Genomic DNA, 15,260 nt, shown 5'->3' with positions numbered 1-15,260 from the left:
TCTTTGCATGGGTGAACAGCCATGGACATCACTTCGATTGGCGGTAGTAACCTTGCCCCGACCCGCGCCCAGGCGCAGGCCGAGGAGTCGCGCAACCCTGCCGTGAACGCGGGCGAGGCCTCCCGGGCGGCGTCGAGCGGGCAGGAAGCAGGCCAGGCAGGCCTGCAGCGGGCCGTTTCACAATTGCAGGAATACGTTCAGTCCACCCACCGCGACCTGCGCTTCGAGCTCGACGAGAGCACCGGACAGGTGGTGGTGCAGGTCTATGCCGGGCACTCTGGCGAGCTGATCCGACAGATCCCCAGTGAAGAGGCGCTGCGTCTCTCCGAACAACTGGAAGAAATGCGCAGCCTCTTGTTCGAGGCCAAGGCTTGATCGGCTCGTTTGTGGCCTGATAATTGCTAAGAAAAACGTAAAGTCGCTAACAGCGTCAGAATTCAAGCGAGGAACTCCTATGGCGGGTAGCACGATCACCGGGCTGGGCTCCAGCCTCGACATCGATGGCTTGGTATCTTCCCTGGTCAAGGCGGATACCGCCCCCAAGGAAGCACAGATCACGCGCCTGGCCGAAACCACCAACACCAAGCTGTCGGCGGTGGGGACCCTGAAAAGCGCAGTGGATACCTTCCAGGCCTCGCTGAGCAGCTTGAAGAGCGTCTCGAGCAGCTTCGCTTCGCTTTCTGCCAAGTCGTCCAACGAAAGCGTGGTGACGGTGAGCACCAGCAGCGGCGCGGTGGCCGGCAGCTATGCGCTCAAGGTCGACCAGTTGGCCAGTGGCTCCAAGGTGGCCACGGCCGTGGTGGAGGGGGGCAGCAGCGCCACCTTCGGCGCCGGCAGCCTGAGCATTTCAGTGGGCAGCGGCAGCTATTCGGTCAGCGTCAGCGAAGGGGCGAGCCTGACCGACATCCGCAACGCCATCAATGCCAAGCTTTCCGACTCCGCCGGAGTGACCGCCAACATCGTCACCGACGAAAGCGGCTCGCGCCTGGTGCTCAGCTCCGAGACCACCGGCGAGGGCGCCGACATCTCGGTGACCGGCAGCAATGACAGCCTGGCGGCGCTGAACGTGGACGGCACCACCCAGTCCACCGAGGGCGGCGCCGGCTACATCACTCAGGCGGCCAACGCCAAGTTCAGCATCGACGGCCTGTCGATGACGAGCAAGACCAACACCGTCAGCAACGCGGTGAGTGGCCTGAGCCTGACGCTTACCGGCACCACCACGGATGACAGCGCGACGGTTTCCATCACTGCCAACACCGAGGGTCTCAAAACCTCGGTGCAGAATTTCGTCACTGCCTACAACACGCTGCTGACGATGACCAACGCCCTGACCAAGGTAACCACAGGCGCCGACGGCAGCGTCGAGGATGCCGGGGCGCTGGTGGGTGATGCCTCGGTGCGCACGCTGATGAGTTCGCTGCGCGGCGCGCTGTCCTCGCCTTCGTCGGACAGTGGTGGCCTTTCCGTGCTGTCGCAGCTCGGCGTCACCACCAATACCGATGGCACCCTGAGCGTCGATGACAACAAGCTGGCGACGGCGCTGGAAGCCAACTACGATTCCGTGGGCTCCTTCTTTACAGGCAGCAACGGCCTGCTGACGCGCATGGATTCGGTGGTATCCGCCTACACCGGTACCAGCGGCATCCTGGCCCAGCGGCAGACGAACCTGAATGCCACCCTCAGTGACCTGCAGGACCAGACCGACGACCTGTCGCGCCGCGCTGACGCGCTGGAAACCCGCCTGTATGCCCAGTTCAACAAGATGGACGCCCTGGTTGGGCAGATGGAGAGCACGCGCAACAGCATCACCTCGATGTTCGAGGCCATGACCGCGCAGCAGAAGAACAGCTGACGACCTTGCAGCGCGTCATTGGGACTTCGTCATTTCCGCCTGTGACGTGCGCCTGCGCTTTCGTAGATAGTTGAGGGCAGCACCCGAAAGCCCCTCTCCGGCTGTGAGCGTTCCCGCCGGGGTTCGCGTTGCACGCTTCCCGGCGCCGGTGTCCTTGCTTCCACTCTTTCTAATCCAATTCGCCTAAAGTTCCACTTTGCCGGGTCGATACAAGGGATATTCCCAGTCACCGCTGTGCAAGGTAACTTCTCATGAACGCCATGGCCGCCATGCGCCAATACCAGAACGTCAACCGCAACGCCCAGGTGCTCGAAGCGAGCCCCCATCGCCTGATCCAGATGCTCATGGAGGGCGGCCTGGAGCGTATCGCCCAGGCGCGCGGTGCGCTGGAGCGCGGGCAGGTCGCGCTCAAGGGTGAGCTGATCGGCAAGGCCGTGGCCATCGTCGGGGGGTTGCGTGAAGGGTTGAACATGGACGCTGGTGGAGAGTTGGCGGCCAATCTCGACAGCCTCTACGACTACATGGCTCGTCGCCTCGTCGAGGCCAACATCCACAACGATACTCAGCGTCTGGACGAAGTGGCAGGTCTGCTGCGCCAGATCAAATCCGGCTGGGACGGGATTGCCTGACCTGCAGGAGTCGCCATGAATGTATCCGTCATGCAATTGCAGGCGTCAGGTGCAGCTCTGCGCCAGGCGCTCGACTCCCATGATTGGGAAGCCGTGGGCCGCTTGGACCTGGAATGCCGCCAGGCCGTGAACCAGGCCGTGGTTGAACCGCAGGACGATCCGCAGACGCTGGCCGAATGCATGCAGCAGTTGCTGGCGCTGTACAACAGCATGATCGGCGTATGCCGCAGCGGGCGTCGCGACGCAGCCAACCAGTTGCAGCATCTGCAACATTCACGCAAGAGTGCGCAGGTCTACCAGCTGTTTGGCTGAACTCAGCGTCAAAGAATGCGAGCCCAGGTCAACATCGCAATACAGGCTTTCATCTCGATGATCGTCCTGTGACTTGATTCCCGACTGCAAATGAAAGAGAAGCTAAAGTGCCACCGCGACCTGGACGTCGCTTAGTCACTTACAAGGAGCTTCTCTCATGCGTAAAAGCATCATTTCGCTTTTTCTCGCCTCGGCGCTGCTGGGTGCCAGTGTTTCAACCTTCGCTACCGAGCAAACGACCGCCGCGCAGCCTGTCGCCGAGGCTCAGGCCTCCACCGTGCTCAACCTGAACACCGCCGATGCGGAGGCCCTCAGCAAGGGGCTGATCGGCATCGGTGCGGCCAAGGCGCAGGCTATCGTCGACTATCGCGAGGCGCATGGTCCCTTCACTTCGGTCGACCAGTTGCTGGAAGTCAAAGGCATCGGGGTTTCGATTCTGGAAAAGAACCGGGCGCGTATCGGTCTGTAATGGTCATCTCCCTCCCGAAGGCCGGTCTCTGACCGGCCTTTCTGTTTCGTGCGCCAGGCATGGCGCGTAGCGTCGTGACTGGCGCTGTCGGGTTCACCGTGGTGGTGAGCCGGACGACTTGGAGGTGAAAGTCCTCTACACACCCGGCAAGGGGAAGTGTTAGCCAGAGGCAAGGGTGTCGCGGGCGACCGCGAATCTGAAGGAAGCCCGAGGCAAACTGCTGGCTCGACGGGGGCGCCCAGCTGTACAGGAAGCGGATAGAGGCGGCGCAGCGGGGTGAGGCGGCGAAAATCGTCAAAGCCCGATACTTGCACGGAACGCTGCGACGTAGATCCGACAGGCATAAGCAGGAAGGTCGCGCGAATTACCCTGGGAGATCTGTACGTTTGCCAGTGTGCTACCGGGCGTCGAGAGGCGACGGGATGAGCGTACAGAAGTCAGCCGAGGTCGTAGTAAGTGACGGTTAACCGCGTCACCAAGGGCCGAACAGGTTATGCCGCCAGTAGGCGTTAGTGTCTCGTCGATAACCGAAATGCAGAATTTCTCCCAGAGAAGACTGTCACCCGGAGTCCCGGCCAGAACTGACGTGGACGAACGCGGAGCCGGACACGTTGATGGAGCGGGTGCTTGCACCGGTGAATCTGAAACGTGCGTATCAGCGCGTAGTCAGCAACCAGGGGGCGCCGGGTGCCGATGGCATGACGGTGGCCGACTTGGCGGGCTACGTGAAGCAGTATTGGCCAATCCTCAAAGCGAGGTTGCTGGTCGGTGAATACCACCCCCAAGTGGTGCGAGCGGTCGAAATCCCCAAGCCGCAGGGCGGAACACGACAATTGGGTATTCCCAGCGTCGTTGATCGCCTGATCCAACAGGCACTGCTGCAACAGCTCACGCCGATCTTCGATCCGCTGTTCTCGGACTCCAGCTACGGCTTTCGTCCGGGCAGAAGCGCTCATCAAGCCGTCGATATGTCCCGTGTCCATGTGATAGCGGGTCACCGCTGGTGCGTGGAACTCGACCTGGAGAGGTTCTTTGATCGGGTCAACCACGACATCCTGATGGCCTGCGTTGAGCGTCGTATCGAAGACAAGGGTGTGCTCAGACTGATCCGCCGCTACCTCGAAGCTGGCGTCATGTCGGGCGGGATCGTCAGTCATCGGCAGGAAGGGACGCCGCAAGGCGGCCCGCTCTCGCCGTTGCTGTCGAACAATCCTGCTCGATGAACTCGACCGTGAGCTTGAGCGGCGAGGCCTCACCCCAGCCCTCTCCCGGAGGGCGAGGGGGGTGGTTGGGTGTTGGTTGTAACATCGTGCAGGCCCTGTTCGCAGTCGAGACCGCTCCCACAAGTGCATCGCCCCGAGGGCGGGCCTCCCACAAAGGCAGGCGGCGCCATCGAGCCCTGTGGGAGGCCGCGCCCGTTGCGGCATTCACATATCTTGTGGATTGCGCGCCCTCGCGGCGACTGCGTGCCGAGCGACCGGCGATCGGGACTCATTACGCGGTCAAAGACAGTTGCTCCCTCAAAGCCGATCCCGTGGATATTGACGCGATCTTTTGCTCCGGCGCTCGTCCGCGAACAAGGCTTTCCCCGCCGTTCGTGCCGTCTGTACCCGGCCTTCGGCCCACGCCGGTGCCTTTCCCTTCTCCCTGCGGGAGAAGGTGGCCCGTAGGGCCGGGTGAGGGGGGCGTACCAGCCCTCACCCCCCTCTCCTGGGGCGCTGGCGGAAAGCCTGGCTTCCGGATTGAATCCCGGGGCTATCCGTTAGTCCAGCGCGAGACTGGCGATGCTTCTGGCGAAGTCGTCGAAGTCATCGAGGTGCCGGCTGGTGATGCTATGGACAATGGCCCAGTTGATGGCTTCATAGTTGTGTACGGCCAGATTGCGAAAACCTACCGCGCGCTTCAGGCGTTCGGCCAAGTCCGGTGTCAGGACTTTCTCCGTGGCCAATTGTTCGAACGCACCACCCATGGTTTCCGGTGGAGGCTGTCTGCGTTCGCTCAGTACATGGGTCGCGATATCGACGCACATCTGCACGGCGCGGCTCAGGTTGAGCACCAGGACATCCTGCAGGTCGAGATCTTCCAGCAGCGTGTCGAGTTCCTTGGGGGCTTTGCTGCGAATACGTGCCAGGCAACGTTGTAAAGCATCCAGTTTGCGTTCGATGATCAGCCGATCCATGCTCGTCTCCGCTCGGCCAGCATACGTCTGACATAAGGCATGAAGTCTTCGTTGTTGAGAACATGACGCGTGGTCAGTTCCGCATGCCGGGAGGCATCGCCAACCAGGCGAATACCATGCCGGAGTATCTGGCCCAGCAGTGGCTCCCCGACCGTGGCAAGGTCTATCAGATCCACCGGGCGCCCTGTGGCCGCGGCAATCTCTTCTATCAGTTGGATTCTGTATTCGATGTCCAGGGGGGACGAGGCCAGCACTGCGACATCCACATCGCTGTCTGGCCCTGCACTATCGGTGGCGAGCGATCCGAACACGTAGGCAAGGTATATGTCGGGGTGGCGCTTCAGTACGGCTGTGAGTGCCTCGATGCTCATGGGGCTGCTCTCTGCGAACTCTGGTGGTAACGATGGCATATAACGCCCGGGGGAGAAAGCGGACATATGGGACGTGCACGTAGGCCCTCGATGGGAGAGGGAATTGCTTTGGCGCTGCTCATGCATCGGTAGGGTGGACTGGTGGGCTGAAGCGGAACGCCGCCCGGCCACCCTACCGGGCCGCAGCGGCGCTTCGGATGTAGGAGCGACCTTGGTCGCGAACGGAACCGACGCCGGCGCTACGTTCCTTCGCGACCAAGCTCGCTCCTACGATGGGGGTGAAGCCAGAGACGGGGTTCGACGGCGCTACGCTGGTCAGGCGGCATTATTCACCGGCGATCTGGCGAACCCGGCTATCGTTCGGCAGTCACAACAGCATGAAAAAGCATTGACACCATTACTCTTATACACATAGCAGGCCAGCTGATGCGCCTTTGCCAGCAGGCCTTGGGATTAATCCTCCCATCAGTCAACAACTAATTGAAAAATAAGAGATTTTTTTCTGTATAAAAAAACGGCGATCTGTGTGAAGTCCGCATGGGGCGGGCGTTTGGGGGAGCCATCCAACAGCTGTTCACAGAGTTATCCACAGCTTCTGTGGATAATGGCCGAAGGGCCAGGCGTGGCGCTGCCTGGCGGGAGATCGAGATGAAAGCACCCTGGACATTCCTTCGTTACCTGCCGGTCGCCCAGCGAATCCTGGCCAAGGGGCGGTTGCCGATGCTGCTGATCGCCGTGGCCCGCAAGAACAAATCCCGCGGGGGCATGCTCGGCGGTCTGCGCGAAGATTTGAAATTGCTGCAGGAGCTTTGCGTCGCCTGGTGGCGCGGCGAATACCGGGCCGTCAGCAAGCAGGCGCTGATTGCCGCGGTGGCGGGGCTGGTCTATTTCGTCTCGCCGCTGGATGCGTTGCCGGACTGGATTCCCGGCCTCGGTTTTCTCGACGACATCGCGGTGCTCACCTGGGTGATGAGCAAGTGGTCGGCCGAGCTGCAGGCCTTCCGGGCCTGGCGCGATGCGCAGGGTCCGGCGGCGCGGGCGGAACTCGATCGGCTGCCGACGCCCAACGAGCCGAAGGCCTGACAGCGACCGGTCGTCGGCTTGCCCGGGAGAACTACGGCAAATATGCGAAGGGTGCCAAGAAATCGGCTTCGTTGCTCGAGTGGTGACTTTTTCTGACAGGTTAGGCTGCTACCATTTCCTGACGATGGCCTCCGCAGGAAGAGAATGGATGAGCGTCCAGATCATCACCCGCAATGGCGAACCCGAGTATGCCGTACTGCCATGGGATGAATACCAGGCTTTGCTTCGCGAAGCCGGGCGACTGAAAGCGGACAGCACGATCGCCGATACCAGCGAACCGCTTCCCTCGCTCGCCGAGATCGCCGGGTTGCGCGAGAAGCAGGGGCTCGGCCAGCAGGAGCTGGCCCGTGCGGTCGGGATCAGCCCGGCCTATCTGGCCATGATCGAAGCAGGGGAGCGGCAGCCAGACGATGCCATCAGGCGGGCCCTGGCGCGTGTACTTCAGGTTCCGGGCTGGGAGGCGCTGCCGTGAGCGGCCAGGCGTCGGCGATCCGCATCAGCCGTCAGACCTGGCAGGGGCTGCTGGACGAGCTGGCCCAGGCCCGCCGCCAGCGCCAGTTGGTCACCTACCGCGCGCTGATCGAACGGCTGGAGCTGCCGCCGCCGGCCATGCGTACGCTGGCCGCGGCGCTCGAGCACCTGGCCGCGCTCGACGCCCGCGCGAACCGGCCGTTGCGCAGCGCGCTGGTCATCAGCCAGGGCGCCGAGCGGCTGCCGCGCATCGGCTTTTTCGAGTGCGCCGGCCGTCTCGGTCGTTTCAACGGGCCGGTGGACGGCACGGCGGCGGCCTCCTGGCATGCCGGGGAGGTGGCGCGCGTCTTCGACTTCGACTACCCGGAGGTGCCCTGATGCTGATGCGTCTGCGCGCTCGGGTGGGTTACCTGGTCGCCCGCCGGCTGATGGCGTCACGAACCTTTGTCGAGCGCCCTGGGGTCTGGCGCTGGATGGAGGGGCAGTTCGCGCGGATGGCGGCGCTGGGCGACGTGCAGGCGCAGAGTTTCTACGGCCACCTGCTGCTGTTTCGCGGCAAGGGGCTGGGCGCGCGCCAGGAGGGCATCCGGCTGCTGAAGCTTGCGGCCGAGGCGGGCGAGCCCAAGGCCGCCTACCAGATGGGTGCGATCAGCCTTAGTGAGGACGCTACCCACGGGCCGGACGGCGTTTCCGCGGCGCGCTGGTGGGCACTGGCGGCCAAGGCCGGTCATCCGCTGGCGGCGACTCGCCTGGCGCAGCTGTACCGCGTCGGCGGGCACGGCCTGCCGGCCGATGCGGAGCAGGCGCGTCATTAGGGTCTGTTGCCGTTTCGTCGCGAGCCGCGTTGCAGCGTCAAATGGCGCCAGGCCGGGCGGCGATCCGCAAGGCGCGGGACGCAGGCAATGGTGATCCCTTGCCAAGTCCCGCAACGCCGCATGACGCCATTTGACGCGCAACCCTGCGGGACGGGCCTGTTTTTGCGCGATGCGGCGTTTCTCGTCGCTTATTGGAATGACCAAACTGCGCTCCTCGTGCCTTGCCTCGCGCAAAAACAGGCGCCGGCGCGGCCGCGAACGAAATGGCAACAGACCCTACGAAGCGCGGGCCGAGGCGCTTGGCGCCTGATCAAGTTCCGTGATGCCGAGCGCATCCACCAGGTGCAGGCAATGCCCGGTGCGCTGCTTGGCATGGTGCTTGGCCGTGGAGGCGAGGGCGGCCAGTTTTTCCGCGTCCACCAGGGCCGCCTGTTCCGGCCGTACGTGCACCGCGCCGATCGACAGCGTCAGCAACCCATAGCGTTCCTCGGTGCCGTGGCGGCTCTGCCCGGTGAAGCCGCCGCGTTCGAGTTCGTCACGGTGATAGAAGGCGCGGCAACGCTGGTCGAAATCGGCCAGCAGGGCGTCCACGCGGATCTTCCAATCGTCGGAGCCGAACACCAGCATGAAGTCGTCGCCGCCGATATGACCGAGGAAATCGCAAGCCGGGTCGATCCGGTCCTGCAGGCATTGCGCCAGGCAGAGCAGGAGTTCGTCGCCCTTGGCGTAGCCGTACAGGTCGTTGAAGGGCTTGAAGTTGTCCAGGTCGACGTAGCAGATCACGGCCTCCCGCGCCTGCTGCAGGACGCGCGTCAGGCACTGCTGGATGGGCACGTTGCCGGGCAGCAGGGTGAGCGGATTGGCATGGCGCGCCTGGTTGACCTTCATCTCGGTGATCAGCTTGAGCACGTCGAGCACCCGTCCGAGCCCGCTGTAGACGCCGCCTTCGGTGATGATGAAGTCCTCTTCGATCCGCTGGCGGGCCCGACTGGTCAGCAGGCGGCTGACCTGCTGCAGGGACTGGTTGTGTTCCACCGCGAGGAAATCCGAGCTCATCAGGCGGCTGATCGGCTTGCGCGCCAGCAGGTCGGTGGCGAAGGGGCGCAGCAGGGCTTCGGAGAGCAGGTGGCGGTGCACGATGCCGACCGGCCTGGCCTGCTCGTCGAGCACCGCGATCGAGTTCAGGCTGGCCTGCTGGCGGAAGGTCTCGAGGACTTCGGCGACCGTGCGATCCATGGGCACGGCCTTCTGCGGCAGGAGCAGGGCGGAGAGGGCGACACCGCCGTCGCTCAGCGCCGGCTGGCTGTCGGTACGGTCCAGCAGGCTGTCGATGTCGATGCGCGGATGCTCCTGGGGACGACCGATCAGATAGCCCTGCACCAGGTCGACGCCCATCTCGGCCAGTACCGCCAGCTCTTCCGGCAGTTCGATGCCCTCGGCGATGACTTCGGCGCGCGAGGCACGGGCGATCTTGAGAATGGAGCCGACGAATTCGCGCTTGACCCGGTCCTGATGGATGCCGTCGATGAAGTAGCGGTCGATCTTCACGTAGTCCGGGCGCAGCTCGGACCACAGCCGCAGGCTGGAGTAACCGGCGCCGAGATCGTCGATGGCGATCGAGAAGCCCATCGCACGGTAGTGGTGCAGGGCCTTGTCGAGCAGGCCGAAGTCTTCGATGGGCGTCTGTTCGGTCAGTTCGATGACCACCATGCTCGGTGGAATGCCCAGCTCCTGCAGTAGCGCCAGGGTGCGGCCGGTCTTGTGGCTGGCGTCGAGCAGCGACTCGGGGGAGGCGTTGAGGAACAGCTTGCCTTGCAGTTTCCCGCCGCTGAAGCGCTTGCAGGCGCTGTGCCGGCAGGCCAGTTCCAGTGCATCGAGACGGCCGGCGTGGCGGGCGGCGGCGAACAGCGTCAGCGGCGAATGCAGCGGGCTGTTGGATGGGCCGCGCGAAAGCGCCTCGTAGCCGAGGATGCGGCGCTCCGAGAGCGAGACGATGGGCTGGAACAGGGTATTGATGTCGCCTTGAGCGAGGATGCGATCCAGCGTGCTCAACTGCTCGGTGACGGTCATGGTGGCCTCTGGACGACCAAATAGAAAAGGCCGCAGATGCGGCCCCTTCATTTCACGTCACCATGATGTCATTTTGATGACAAGCCTGCGGACTGCCCGTCATGTCGCGCCACCGCGGAGGTCAGGCCGAGGTAGTCCATGAGGATGTGGCCGGTTTCCGACAGGTAGGCGTCCTTCTGCGGATCGGGCTTCTCCTCGGTCGCGGCGGCCGCAGTGAGGTCCTCTTCCTCGCTGGCGAGCTTGGCCAGCGGTTCCTCGCCCTTGGCCGCGCGCCGCGCGTTCTCCAGCTCCAGCTGGCGCTTCTCGATGTCGGCCTGCTGGGCACGCCGCTTCTCCTCGTTGAGGCTGACCGTGCGCTGCTCCATGAGCTCGTTGGACAGCGCCAGCCGCTCGCGAGTGAAGACGAAGTCCGGATGGGTCTCGGTGCGCGCCTCGTGCCGGGCCTTCAGCTCGGCCAGGAAGGGGGCGAAGGGGTTGTTATCCTGGTCGATCGCCGCGCGGATGCTGTCCCACGGCAGGGCTTCGGGCAGCGCGCTCTCGCCGATTTCCTTGGCATTGACGTCGGCCGGGTAGGCGATGTCCGGCAGCACGCCCTGGTGCTGGGTGCTCTGGCCGGAGACGCGGTAGAACTTGGCCAGGGTCAGCTTGAGTTCGCCGTGGTTCAGCGGCTGGATGGTCTGCACCGTGCCCTTGCCGAAGGTCTGGCCACCGAGGATCAGCGCGCGATGGTAGTCCTGCATGGCGCCGGCGAAGATCTCCGAGGCGGAGGCGGACAGGCGGTTGACCAGCACCGCCATCGGCCCCTTGTAGAAGCTGCCGGGGCTGTCGTCGGCGAGCACGTCCACGCGCCCGTCGCTGTTGCGCACCAGTACGGTGGGGCCCTGGTCGATGAACAGGCCGGTGAGCTCGGTGGCTTCCTGCAGCGAGCCACCCCCGTTGTTGCGCAGGTCGATCACCACGCCGTCGACCTGTTCTTCCTTGAGCTCGCCGAGCAGCTTCTTCACGTCGCGCGTGGTGCTCTTGTAGTTCGGGTCGCCGGCGCGCAACGCCTTGAAGTCCAGGTAGAAGGCCGGCAGCTCGATCACGCCGATCTTGTAGCCATGGCCCTCGTGCTCGAGCTCGAGCACCGACTTCTTCGCCGCCTGCTCCTCGAGCTTGACCGCCTCGCGGGTGATGGCGACCACCTTGCTGGTTTCGTCGTTCGGCGCGTTGCTCGCCGGGATCACCTCGAGGCGGACCACCGAGCCCTTGGGACCGCGGATCAGCTTGACCACCTCGTCCAGCCGCCAGCCGATCACGTCGACCATCTCGCCGTTGCCCTGGGCCACGCCGACGATGCGATCCGCCGGGGCGATCTGCTTGCTCTTCTCCGCAGGGCCGGCCGGCACCAGGCGGACCACCTTGACGTGCTCGTTGTCGCTTTGCAGCACGGCGCCGATGCCTTCGAGCGACAGGCTCATGTTGATGTCGAAGTTTTCCGCGTTGTCCGGCGACAGGTACTGGGTGTGCGGGTCGTAGCTCTGCGCGAAGGCGTTGATGTAGGTCTGGAACACGTCCTCGCTGCGGGTCTGCTCGAGGCGGGCGAGCTGGGCCTTGTAGCGCTTGACCAGCAGTTCCTCGATGGCTTTCGGTTCCTTGCCGGCGATCTTCAGGCGCAGCACCTCATCCTTGACGCGCTTGCGCCAGAGGTCGTCGAGTGCGGCGCTGTCGGCCGCCCAGGGGGCCTTTTCACGATCGACCAGCAATTCCTCGTCGACGCTGAAGTCGAAGGAATCGACGCCTTTTTCCAGCAACCCCAGTGCGTACTCCAGGCGCTGCTGCAGGCGTACGAGATGGCGCTTGTAGATGGCGAACCCCGGCTCCAGGTCGCCGCTCTTGAGGAAGTCGTCGAACTGCGTCCGCCACTTCTCGAATTCGGCGATGTCGGTGGCGGTGAAATAGCTGCGCGCCGGGTCGAGCATCTTCAGGTAGCCGTCGAAGATCTTCGACGAGCGTGCGTCGTTCAGCGGCGGCTTGTTGTAATGATGGCGCTTGAGCAGCTCCACGACGTTCAGGCTGGCGATGATCTGGTCCCGGTCCGGTTGCAGATAATCCCAGTTCTGGGGGGAGGCGGCCTTCGCCAGGGCAGCGGTCGCCGGCAGGGCGAGCGCCAGGGCGAGGACGGCGCTGGTGAGCGAACGTTTCATGTGGCTTGGACAACGTTTGGCTGGAGAGTTACGCATAGTAGGCCATCGGCAGAGGTATCGGACGAGCTGTTGGTCCGGCGGTTCATCGGAGCGGTCCGATGGTCGTCAGGGCCGGTCTGGCGATCCGTGACTTTCGCGGTATCGATTCAGCGGGCATGCTTGCAGCAGAACAACACGACAGAGCCCAGGCCTGCATCCGGCACCGCTCGGCGGGAGGCAAGGCTCAATATGGAGGTAGCATGAAGGCATTGCAAGGTATCGAAGGCCGGGTGGAATGGGTCGAGCGGCCCGCCCCCGAACGCCGCAAGGGCGAAGTGCGCATCCGCGTGGCCGCCGCCGGAATCAATCGTGCGGACTATCTGCAGCGCTCCGGGCACTACCCGCCGCCGCCGGGTGTGACCGACATCATCGGCCTGGAATGCGCCGGGGTGATCAGCGAGGCGGACGTCGACAGTGGCTTCGACGTCGGCGACCGGGTCTGCGCGCTGCTGGCCGGCGGCGGCATCGCCGAGGAGGCCGTGGTGGACGCCCGCCATGTGATGCGCGTGCCCGAGGGGCTGAGCCTGGTCGAGGCCGCGGCGATTCCCGAGGTGTATGCCACCGCCTGGCTCAACCTGTTCCGTCTGGCGCGGCTGCAGCCCGGCGAGAAGGTGCTGCTGCACGCCGGCGCGAGCGGCGTCGGCTCGGCGGCGATCCAGCTGTGCAAGGCCTTCGGCAATCCCTGCTGGGTGAGCGTGGGCTCCGCCGAGCGGCTCGCCTACTGCGAATCGCTGGGTGCGCAGGGCGGCGCGCTGCGGCACGACGGCGGACTGCAAAGCCTGCGCGACTTCGGGCCGTTCGACGTCATTCTCGATCCGGTCGGCGCCAACTATGCCGAACTCAACCTGCAGCTGCTGGCCCCGGACGGACGCTGGGTGCTGATCGGCCTGATGGGCGGCCGCGAGGGCAAGATCGACATGGCTCGCCTGCTGCGCCAGCGGATCCAGCTGACCGGCTCGGTGCTGCGTACCCGCGACGCCGACTTCAAGGCCGAGCTGCTGGCCGATCTGGAACGGCAGGTGTGGCCGCTGTTCGGCCGCGGCGAGCTGAAGCCGCAACTCGAACGCACCTTCCCGGTACAGGATGCCGAGGAAGCCTTCGTGACCCTGGGCAGCAATACCGTGGCGGGCAAGATCGCGCTGGTGATCGACCCCTCGCTGACCTGAAGCGCCGGCGCGGCCCTGGCGGCCGTGCCTGTCCGCCGTCAGGGCAGGTCGGCGCTGGCGTAGAACGCGGTGAGCACCTTGACCAGATGGGCGAGGTCGTGGCTGCCGGCCAGCTCGCGGATCGAGTGCATGGCGAAGGTCGGCAGGCCGATGTCCACCGTGCGCACGCCGAGCTGGCCGGCGGTGATCGGGCCGATGGTCGAGCCGCAGCCCATGTCGCTGCGGGTGACGAAGCTCTGCACGGGCACCTCTTCGGTCACGCACAGGTGGCGGAAGAACCCGGCCGTCTCGCTGTTGGTGGCGTAGCGCTGGTTGCTGTTGACCTTGATCACCGGGCCGGCGTTGAGCTTGGGCCCGTGGTTGCCGTCGTGCTTGTCCGCGTAGTTGGGGTGCACGCCGTGGGCGTTGTCGGCGGAGATCAGCAGCGAGCGGCTGATGGCGCGCACGAAGGCCTCGTCGTCGGGCAGGACGCGGCGCAGCACCTGTTCCAGGAAGGGGCCGTCGGCGCCGCAGCAGGAGGTCGAGCCCACTTCCTCGTGGTCGGTGCAGACCAGCATGCAGCTCTGTTCCGGCCCGCTGGCCAGCAGCGCCTCGAGCCCCGCGTAGCAGGACAGCAGGTTGTCCAGCCGCGCGCCGGCGATGAAGTCCTGGTTGAGCCCGATCACCGCAGCGGTCTGGGTGTCGTAGAAGCTCAGCTCGTAGTCCAGCACGGCGTCGGCCACCAGGCCGTGTTCGCGGTTGAGCTGGTCGGCCAGCAGTGCGCGGAAGTCCGGGATGTCCTGGCCGGAGACCTGGGCGAGGATTGGCGGCAGTTCGTTCTGCGCATTGATCGCCCAGCCCTGATTGGCCTCGCGGTTCAGGTGGATGGCCAGGTTGGGAATGATCGCCAGCGGCTGGCGGAAATCGATCAGCCGGCTCTCGATGCGCCCGTCCCGGCTGAAGGTGACGCGGCCGGCGAGGGACAGGTCGCGGTCGAACCAGGGCGCCAGCAGGGCGCCGCCGTAGACCTCCACACCCAACTGCCAGAAGCCCTGGCGCTGCAGCTCCGGGTTCGGCTTGACGCGCAGGCACGGGCTGTCGGTGTGCGCGCCGACCAGCCGGATGCCGTTGTCCAGCACCGGGCGGGTGCCGAGCTGGAAGGCCACGATCGCCGAGTCGTTGCGCGTGACGTAATAGCGGCCGCCGGCCTCGGTGTGCCACTCGGCGCGCTCGTCCAGCGGCTCGTAGCCGGCCGCCCGCAGACGTGCGGCGAGGTTGGCGGTGGCATGGAACGGGGTGGGGGAGGCCTTGAGGTAGTCGATCAGGCCCTGGTTCAGTGCTTGGCGCATGGGGGACTCCGGACTGCAGTGCGGGGCAGTCTAACATTTGGGGCGGCAGGCGGCAGGCGGCAGGCGGCAGGCGGCAGGCGGCAGGCGGCAGGCGGCAGGCGGCAGGCGAAGGGCATGCTTTCCCTTCTCCCTGCGGGAGAAGGTGGCCCGCAGGGCCGGATGAGGGCGCGAGCAACGTGGCATGCCAGCCCTCACCCCGGCCCTCTCCCGGAGGGAGAGGGGGATGTCTGGCGTCGGACGCGGCGCCGTGTGGGGGCCGGTCGCAGGCAGAGCCTGCTCCTACAGGG

15 protein-coding genes and 1 pseudogene are annotated in these 15,260 nt (G+C 65.0%); 11 read left to right on the top strand and 5 right to left on the bottom strand.

Features of this window, described 5'->3' with window-relative positions; all coding sequences use genetic code 11:
* Positions 1-21 precede the first annotated feature (21 nt).
* The 6 genes and pseudogenes from H610_RS0116505 to H610_RS24065 form a co-directional block, all read left to right on the top strand.
* Entirely contained in the window at positions 22-375 is a 354-nt protein-coding gene (locus tag H610_RS0116505; RefSeq protein WP_028240713.1) for a flagellar protein FlaG, read from the top strand.
* Positions 376-454: 79 nt separating this feature from the next.
* On the top strand, positions 455-1,855 hold the full coding sequence (fliD, locus tag H610_RS0116500; protein WP_028240712.1) for a flagellar filament capping protein FliD: 1,401 nt from the start codon (positions 455-457) through the stop codon (positions 1,853-1,855).
* A 251-nt stretch (positions 1,856-2,106) separates the two neighbouring features.
* Entirely contained in the window at positions 2,107-2,484 is a 378-nt protein-coding gene (gene fliS, locus H610_RS0116495) for a flagellar export chaperone FliS (protein WP_028240711.1), read from the top strand.
* Positions 2,485-2,499: 15 nt separating this feature from the next.
* Complete coding sequence (locus tag H610_RS0116490) at positions 2,500-2,796, top strand: flagellar protein FliT (RefSeq protein WP_028240710.1); 297 nt, start codon at positions 2,500-2,502, stop codon at positions 2,794-2,796.
* A 157-nt stretch (positions 2,797-2,953) separates the two neighbouring features.
* Positions 2,954-3,265: a ComEA family DNA-binding protein gene (locus H610_RS0116485; RefSeq protein ID WP_028240709.1), complete on the top strand. Its 312-nt coding sequence runs from the start codon at positions 2,954-2,956 to the stop codon at positions 3,263-3,265.
* Between the two features lie 493 nt (positions 3,266-3,758).
* Positions 3,759-4,516: pseudogene (locus H610_RS24065) on the top strand (reverse transcriptase domain-containing protein); the annotation flags it as partial.
* Positions 4,517-5,027: 511 nt separating this feature from the next.
* Here H610_RS24065 and hepT read toward each other — a convergent pair.
* Both hepT and mntA read right to left on the bottom strand, forming a co-directional pair.
* Entirely contained in the window at positions 5,028-5,444 is a 417-nt protein-coding gene (gene hepT, locus H610_RS0116475; RefSeq protein ID WP_028240708.1) for a type VII toxin-antitoxin system HepT family RNase toxin, read from the bottom strand.
* On the bottom strand, positions 5,432-5,815 hold the full coding sequence (mntA, locus tag H610_RS0116470) for a type VII toxin-antitoxin system MntA family adenylyltransferase antitoxin (RefSeq protein ID WP_028240707.1): 384 nt from the start codon (positions 5,813-5,815) through the stop codon (positions 5,432-5,434). The genes hepT and mntA overlap by 13 nt, the downstream gene beginning before the upstream one ends.
* A gap of 648 nt (positions 5,816-6,463) precedes the next feature.
* On the opposite strand from mntA, the gene H610_RS0116465 reads away from it, so the two are divergent.
* The 4 genes from H610_RS0116465 (at position 6,464) to H610_RS0116450 (ending at position 8,184) form a co-directional block, all read left to right on the top strand.
* Positions 6,464-6,898, top strand: coding sequence for a YkvA family protein (locus tag H610_RS0116465; RefSeq protein WP_028240706.1), 435 nt, complete (start codon positions 6,464-6,466; stop codon positions 6,896-6,898).
* A 148-nt stretch (positions 6,899-7,046) separates the two neighbouring features.
* Positions 7,047-7,370, top strand: a complete 324-nt coding sequence (locus H610_RS0116460) for a helix-turn-helix transcriptional regulator (protein ID WP_028240705.1) — start codon at positions 7,047-7,049, stop codon at positions 7,368-7,370.
* A complete protein-coding gene (locus H610_RS0116455) occupies positions 7,367-7,747 on the top strand; it encodes a hypothetical protein (RefSeq protein WP_028240704.1) in 381 nt (126 codons plus the stop codon). Before H610_RS0116460 ends, H610_RS0116455 begins: the two co-directional genes overlap by 4 nt.
* The gene (locus tag H610_RS0116450; protein ID WP_028240703.1) at positions 7,747-8,184 is read left to right on the top strand and encodes an SEL1-like repeat protein; all 438 of its coding nucleotides are present in this window, start codon (positions 7,747-7,749) and stop codon (positions 8,182-8,184) included. The genes H610_RS0116455 and H610_RS0116450 overlap by 1 nt, the downstream gene beginning before the upstream one ends.
* Before the next feature lie 276 nt (positions 8,185-8,460).
* Here H610_RS0116450 and H610_RS0116445 read toward each other — a convergent pair whose 3' ends face one another.
* Positions 8,461-10,254: a GGDEF domain-containing protein gene (locus tag H610_RS0116445; RefSeq protein WP_028240702.1), complete on the bottom strand. Its 1,794-nt coding sequence runs from the start codon at positions 10,252-10,254 to the stop codon at positions 8,461-8,463.
* Positions 10,255-10,322: 68 nt separating this feature from the next.
* Positions 10,323-12,440, bottom strand: coding sequence for a carboxy terminal-processing peptidase (locus H610_RS0116440; RefSeq protein WP_028240701.1), 2,118 nt, complete (start codon positions 12,438-12,440; stop codon positions 10,323-10,325).
* Between the two features lie 239 nt (positions 12,441-12,679).
* Between H610_RS0116440 and H610_RS0116435 the strand changes: the two genes are divergently transcribed.
* Entirely contained in the window at positions 12,680-13,645 is a 966-nt protein-coding gene (locus H610_RS0116435) for an NAD(P)H-quinone oxidoreductase (protein WP_028240700.1), read from the top strand.
* A 38-nt stretch (positions 13,646-13,683) separates the two neighbouring features.
* On the opposite strand, the gene H610_RS0116430 is transcribed toward H610_RS0116435, so the two are convergent.
* The gene (locus H610_RS0116430) at positions 13,684-14,973 is read right to left on the bottom strand and encodes a M18 family aminopeptidase (protein WP_028240699.1); all 1,290 of its coding nucleotides are present in this window, start codon (positions 14,971-14,973) and stop codon (positions 13,684-13,686) included.
* Positions 14,974-15,260: the final 287 nt, after the last annotated feature.

This window comes from Stutzerimonas azotifigens DSM 17556, from assembly GCF_000425625.1.
Classification (GTDB): domain Bacteria; phylum Pseudomonadota; class Gammaproteobacteria; order Pseudomonadales; family Pseudomonadaceae; genus Stutzerimonas; species Stutzerimonas azotifigens.
Note: the sequence above shows the minus strand (reverse complement) of the source record. Positions and strands in the feature narration are given on the sequence as shown.

Excerpts from the sequence above, each read along its gene's own strand:
- fliD (WP_028240712.1), top strand. The coding sequence starts at position 455 with ATGGCGGGTAGCACGATCACCGGGCTGGGCTCCAGCCTCGACATCGAT.
- H610_RS0116440 (WP_028240701.1), bottom strand. The coding sequence starts at position 12,440 with ATGAAACGTTCGCTCACCAGCGCCGTCCTCGCCCTGGCGCTCGCCCTG.
- H610_RS0116445 (WP_028240702.1), bottom strand. The coding sequence starts at position 10,254 with ATGACCGTCACCGAGCAGTTGAGCACGCTGGATCGCATCCTCGCTCAA.
- mntA (WP_028240707.1), bottom strand. The coding sequence starts at position 5,815 with ATGAGCATCGAGGCACTCACAGCCGTACTGAAGCGCCACCCCGACATA.
- H610_RS0116485 (WP_028240709.1), top strand. The coding sequence starts at position 2,954 with ATGCGTAAAAGCATCATTTCGCTTTTTCTCGCCTCGGCGCTGCTGGGT.
- H610_RS0116430 (WP_028240699.1), bottom strand. The coding sequence starts at position 14,973 with ATGCGCCAAGCACTGAACCAGGGCCTGATCGACTACCTCAAGGCCTCC.
- hepT (WP_028240708.1), bottom strand. The coding sequence starts at position 5,444 with ATGGATCGGCTGATCATCGAACGCAAACTGGATGCTTTACAACGTTGC.
- fliS (WP_028240711.1), top strand. The coding sequence starts at position 2,107 with ATGAACGCCATGGCCGCCATGCGCCAATACCAGAACGTCAACCGCAAC.
- H610_RS0116490 (WP_028240710.1), top strand. The coding sequence starts at position 2,500 with ATGAATGTATCCGTCATGCAATTGCAGGCGTCAGGTGCAGCTCTGCGC.
- H610_RS0116465 (WP_028240706.1), top strand. The coding sequence starts at position 6,464 with ATGAAAGCACCCTGGACATTCCTTCGTTACCTGCCGGTCGCCCAGCGA.
- H610_RS0116450 (WP_028240703.1), top strand. The coding sequence starts at position 7,747 with ATGCTGATGCGTCTGCGCGCTCGGGTGGGTTACCTGGTCGCCCGCCGG.
- H610_RS0116435 (WP_028240700.1), top strand. The coding sequence starts at position 12,680 with ATGAAGGCATTGCAAGGTATCGAAGGCCGGGTGGAATGGGTCGAGCGG.
- H610_RS0116505 (WP_028240713.1), top strand. The coding sequence starts at position 22 with ATGGACATCACTTCGATTGGCGGTAGTAACCTTGCCCCGACCCGCGCC.
- H610_RS0116460 (WP_028240705.1), top strand. The coding sequence starts at position 7,047 with ATGAGCGTCCAGATCATCACCCGCAATGGCGAACCCGAGTATGCCGTA.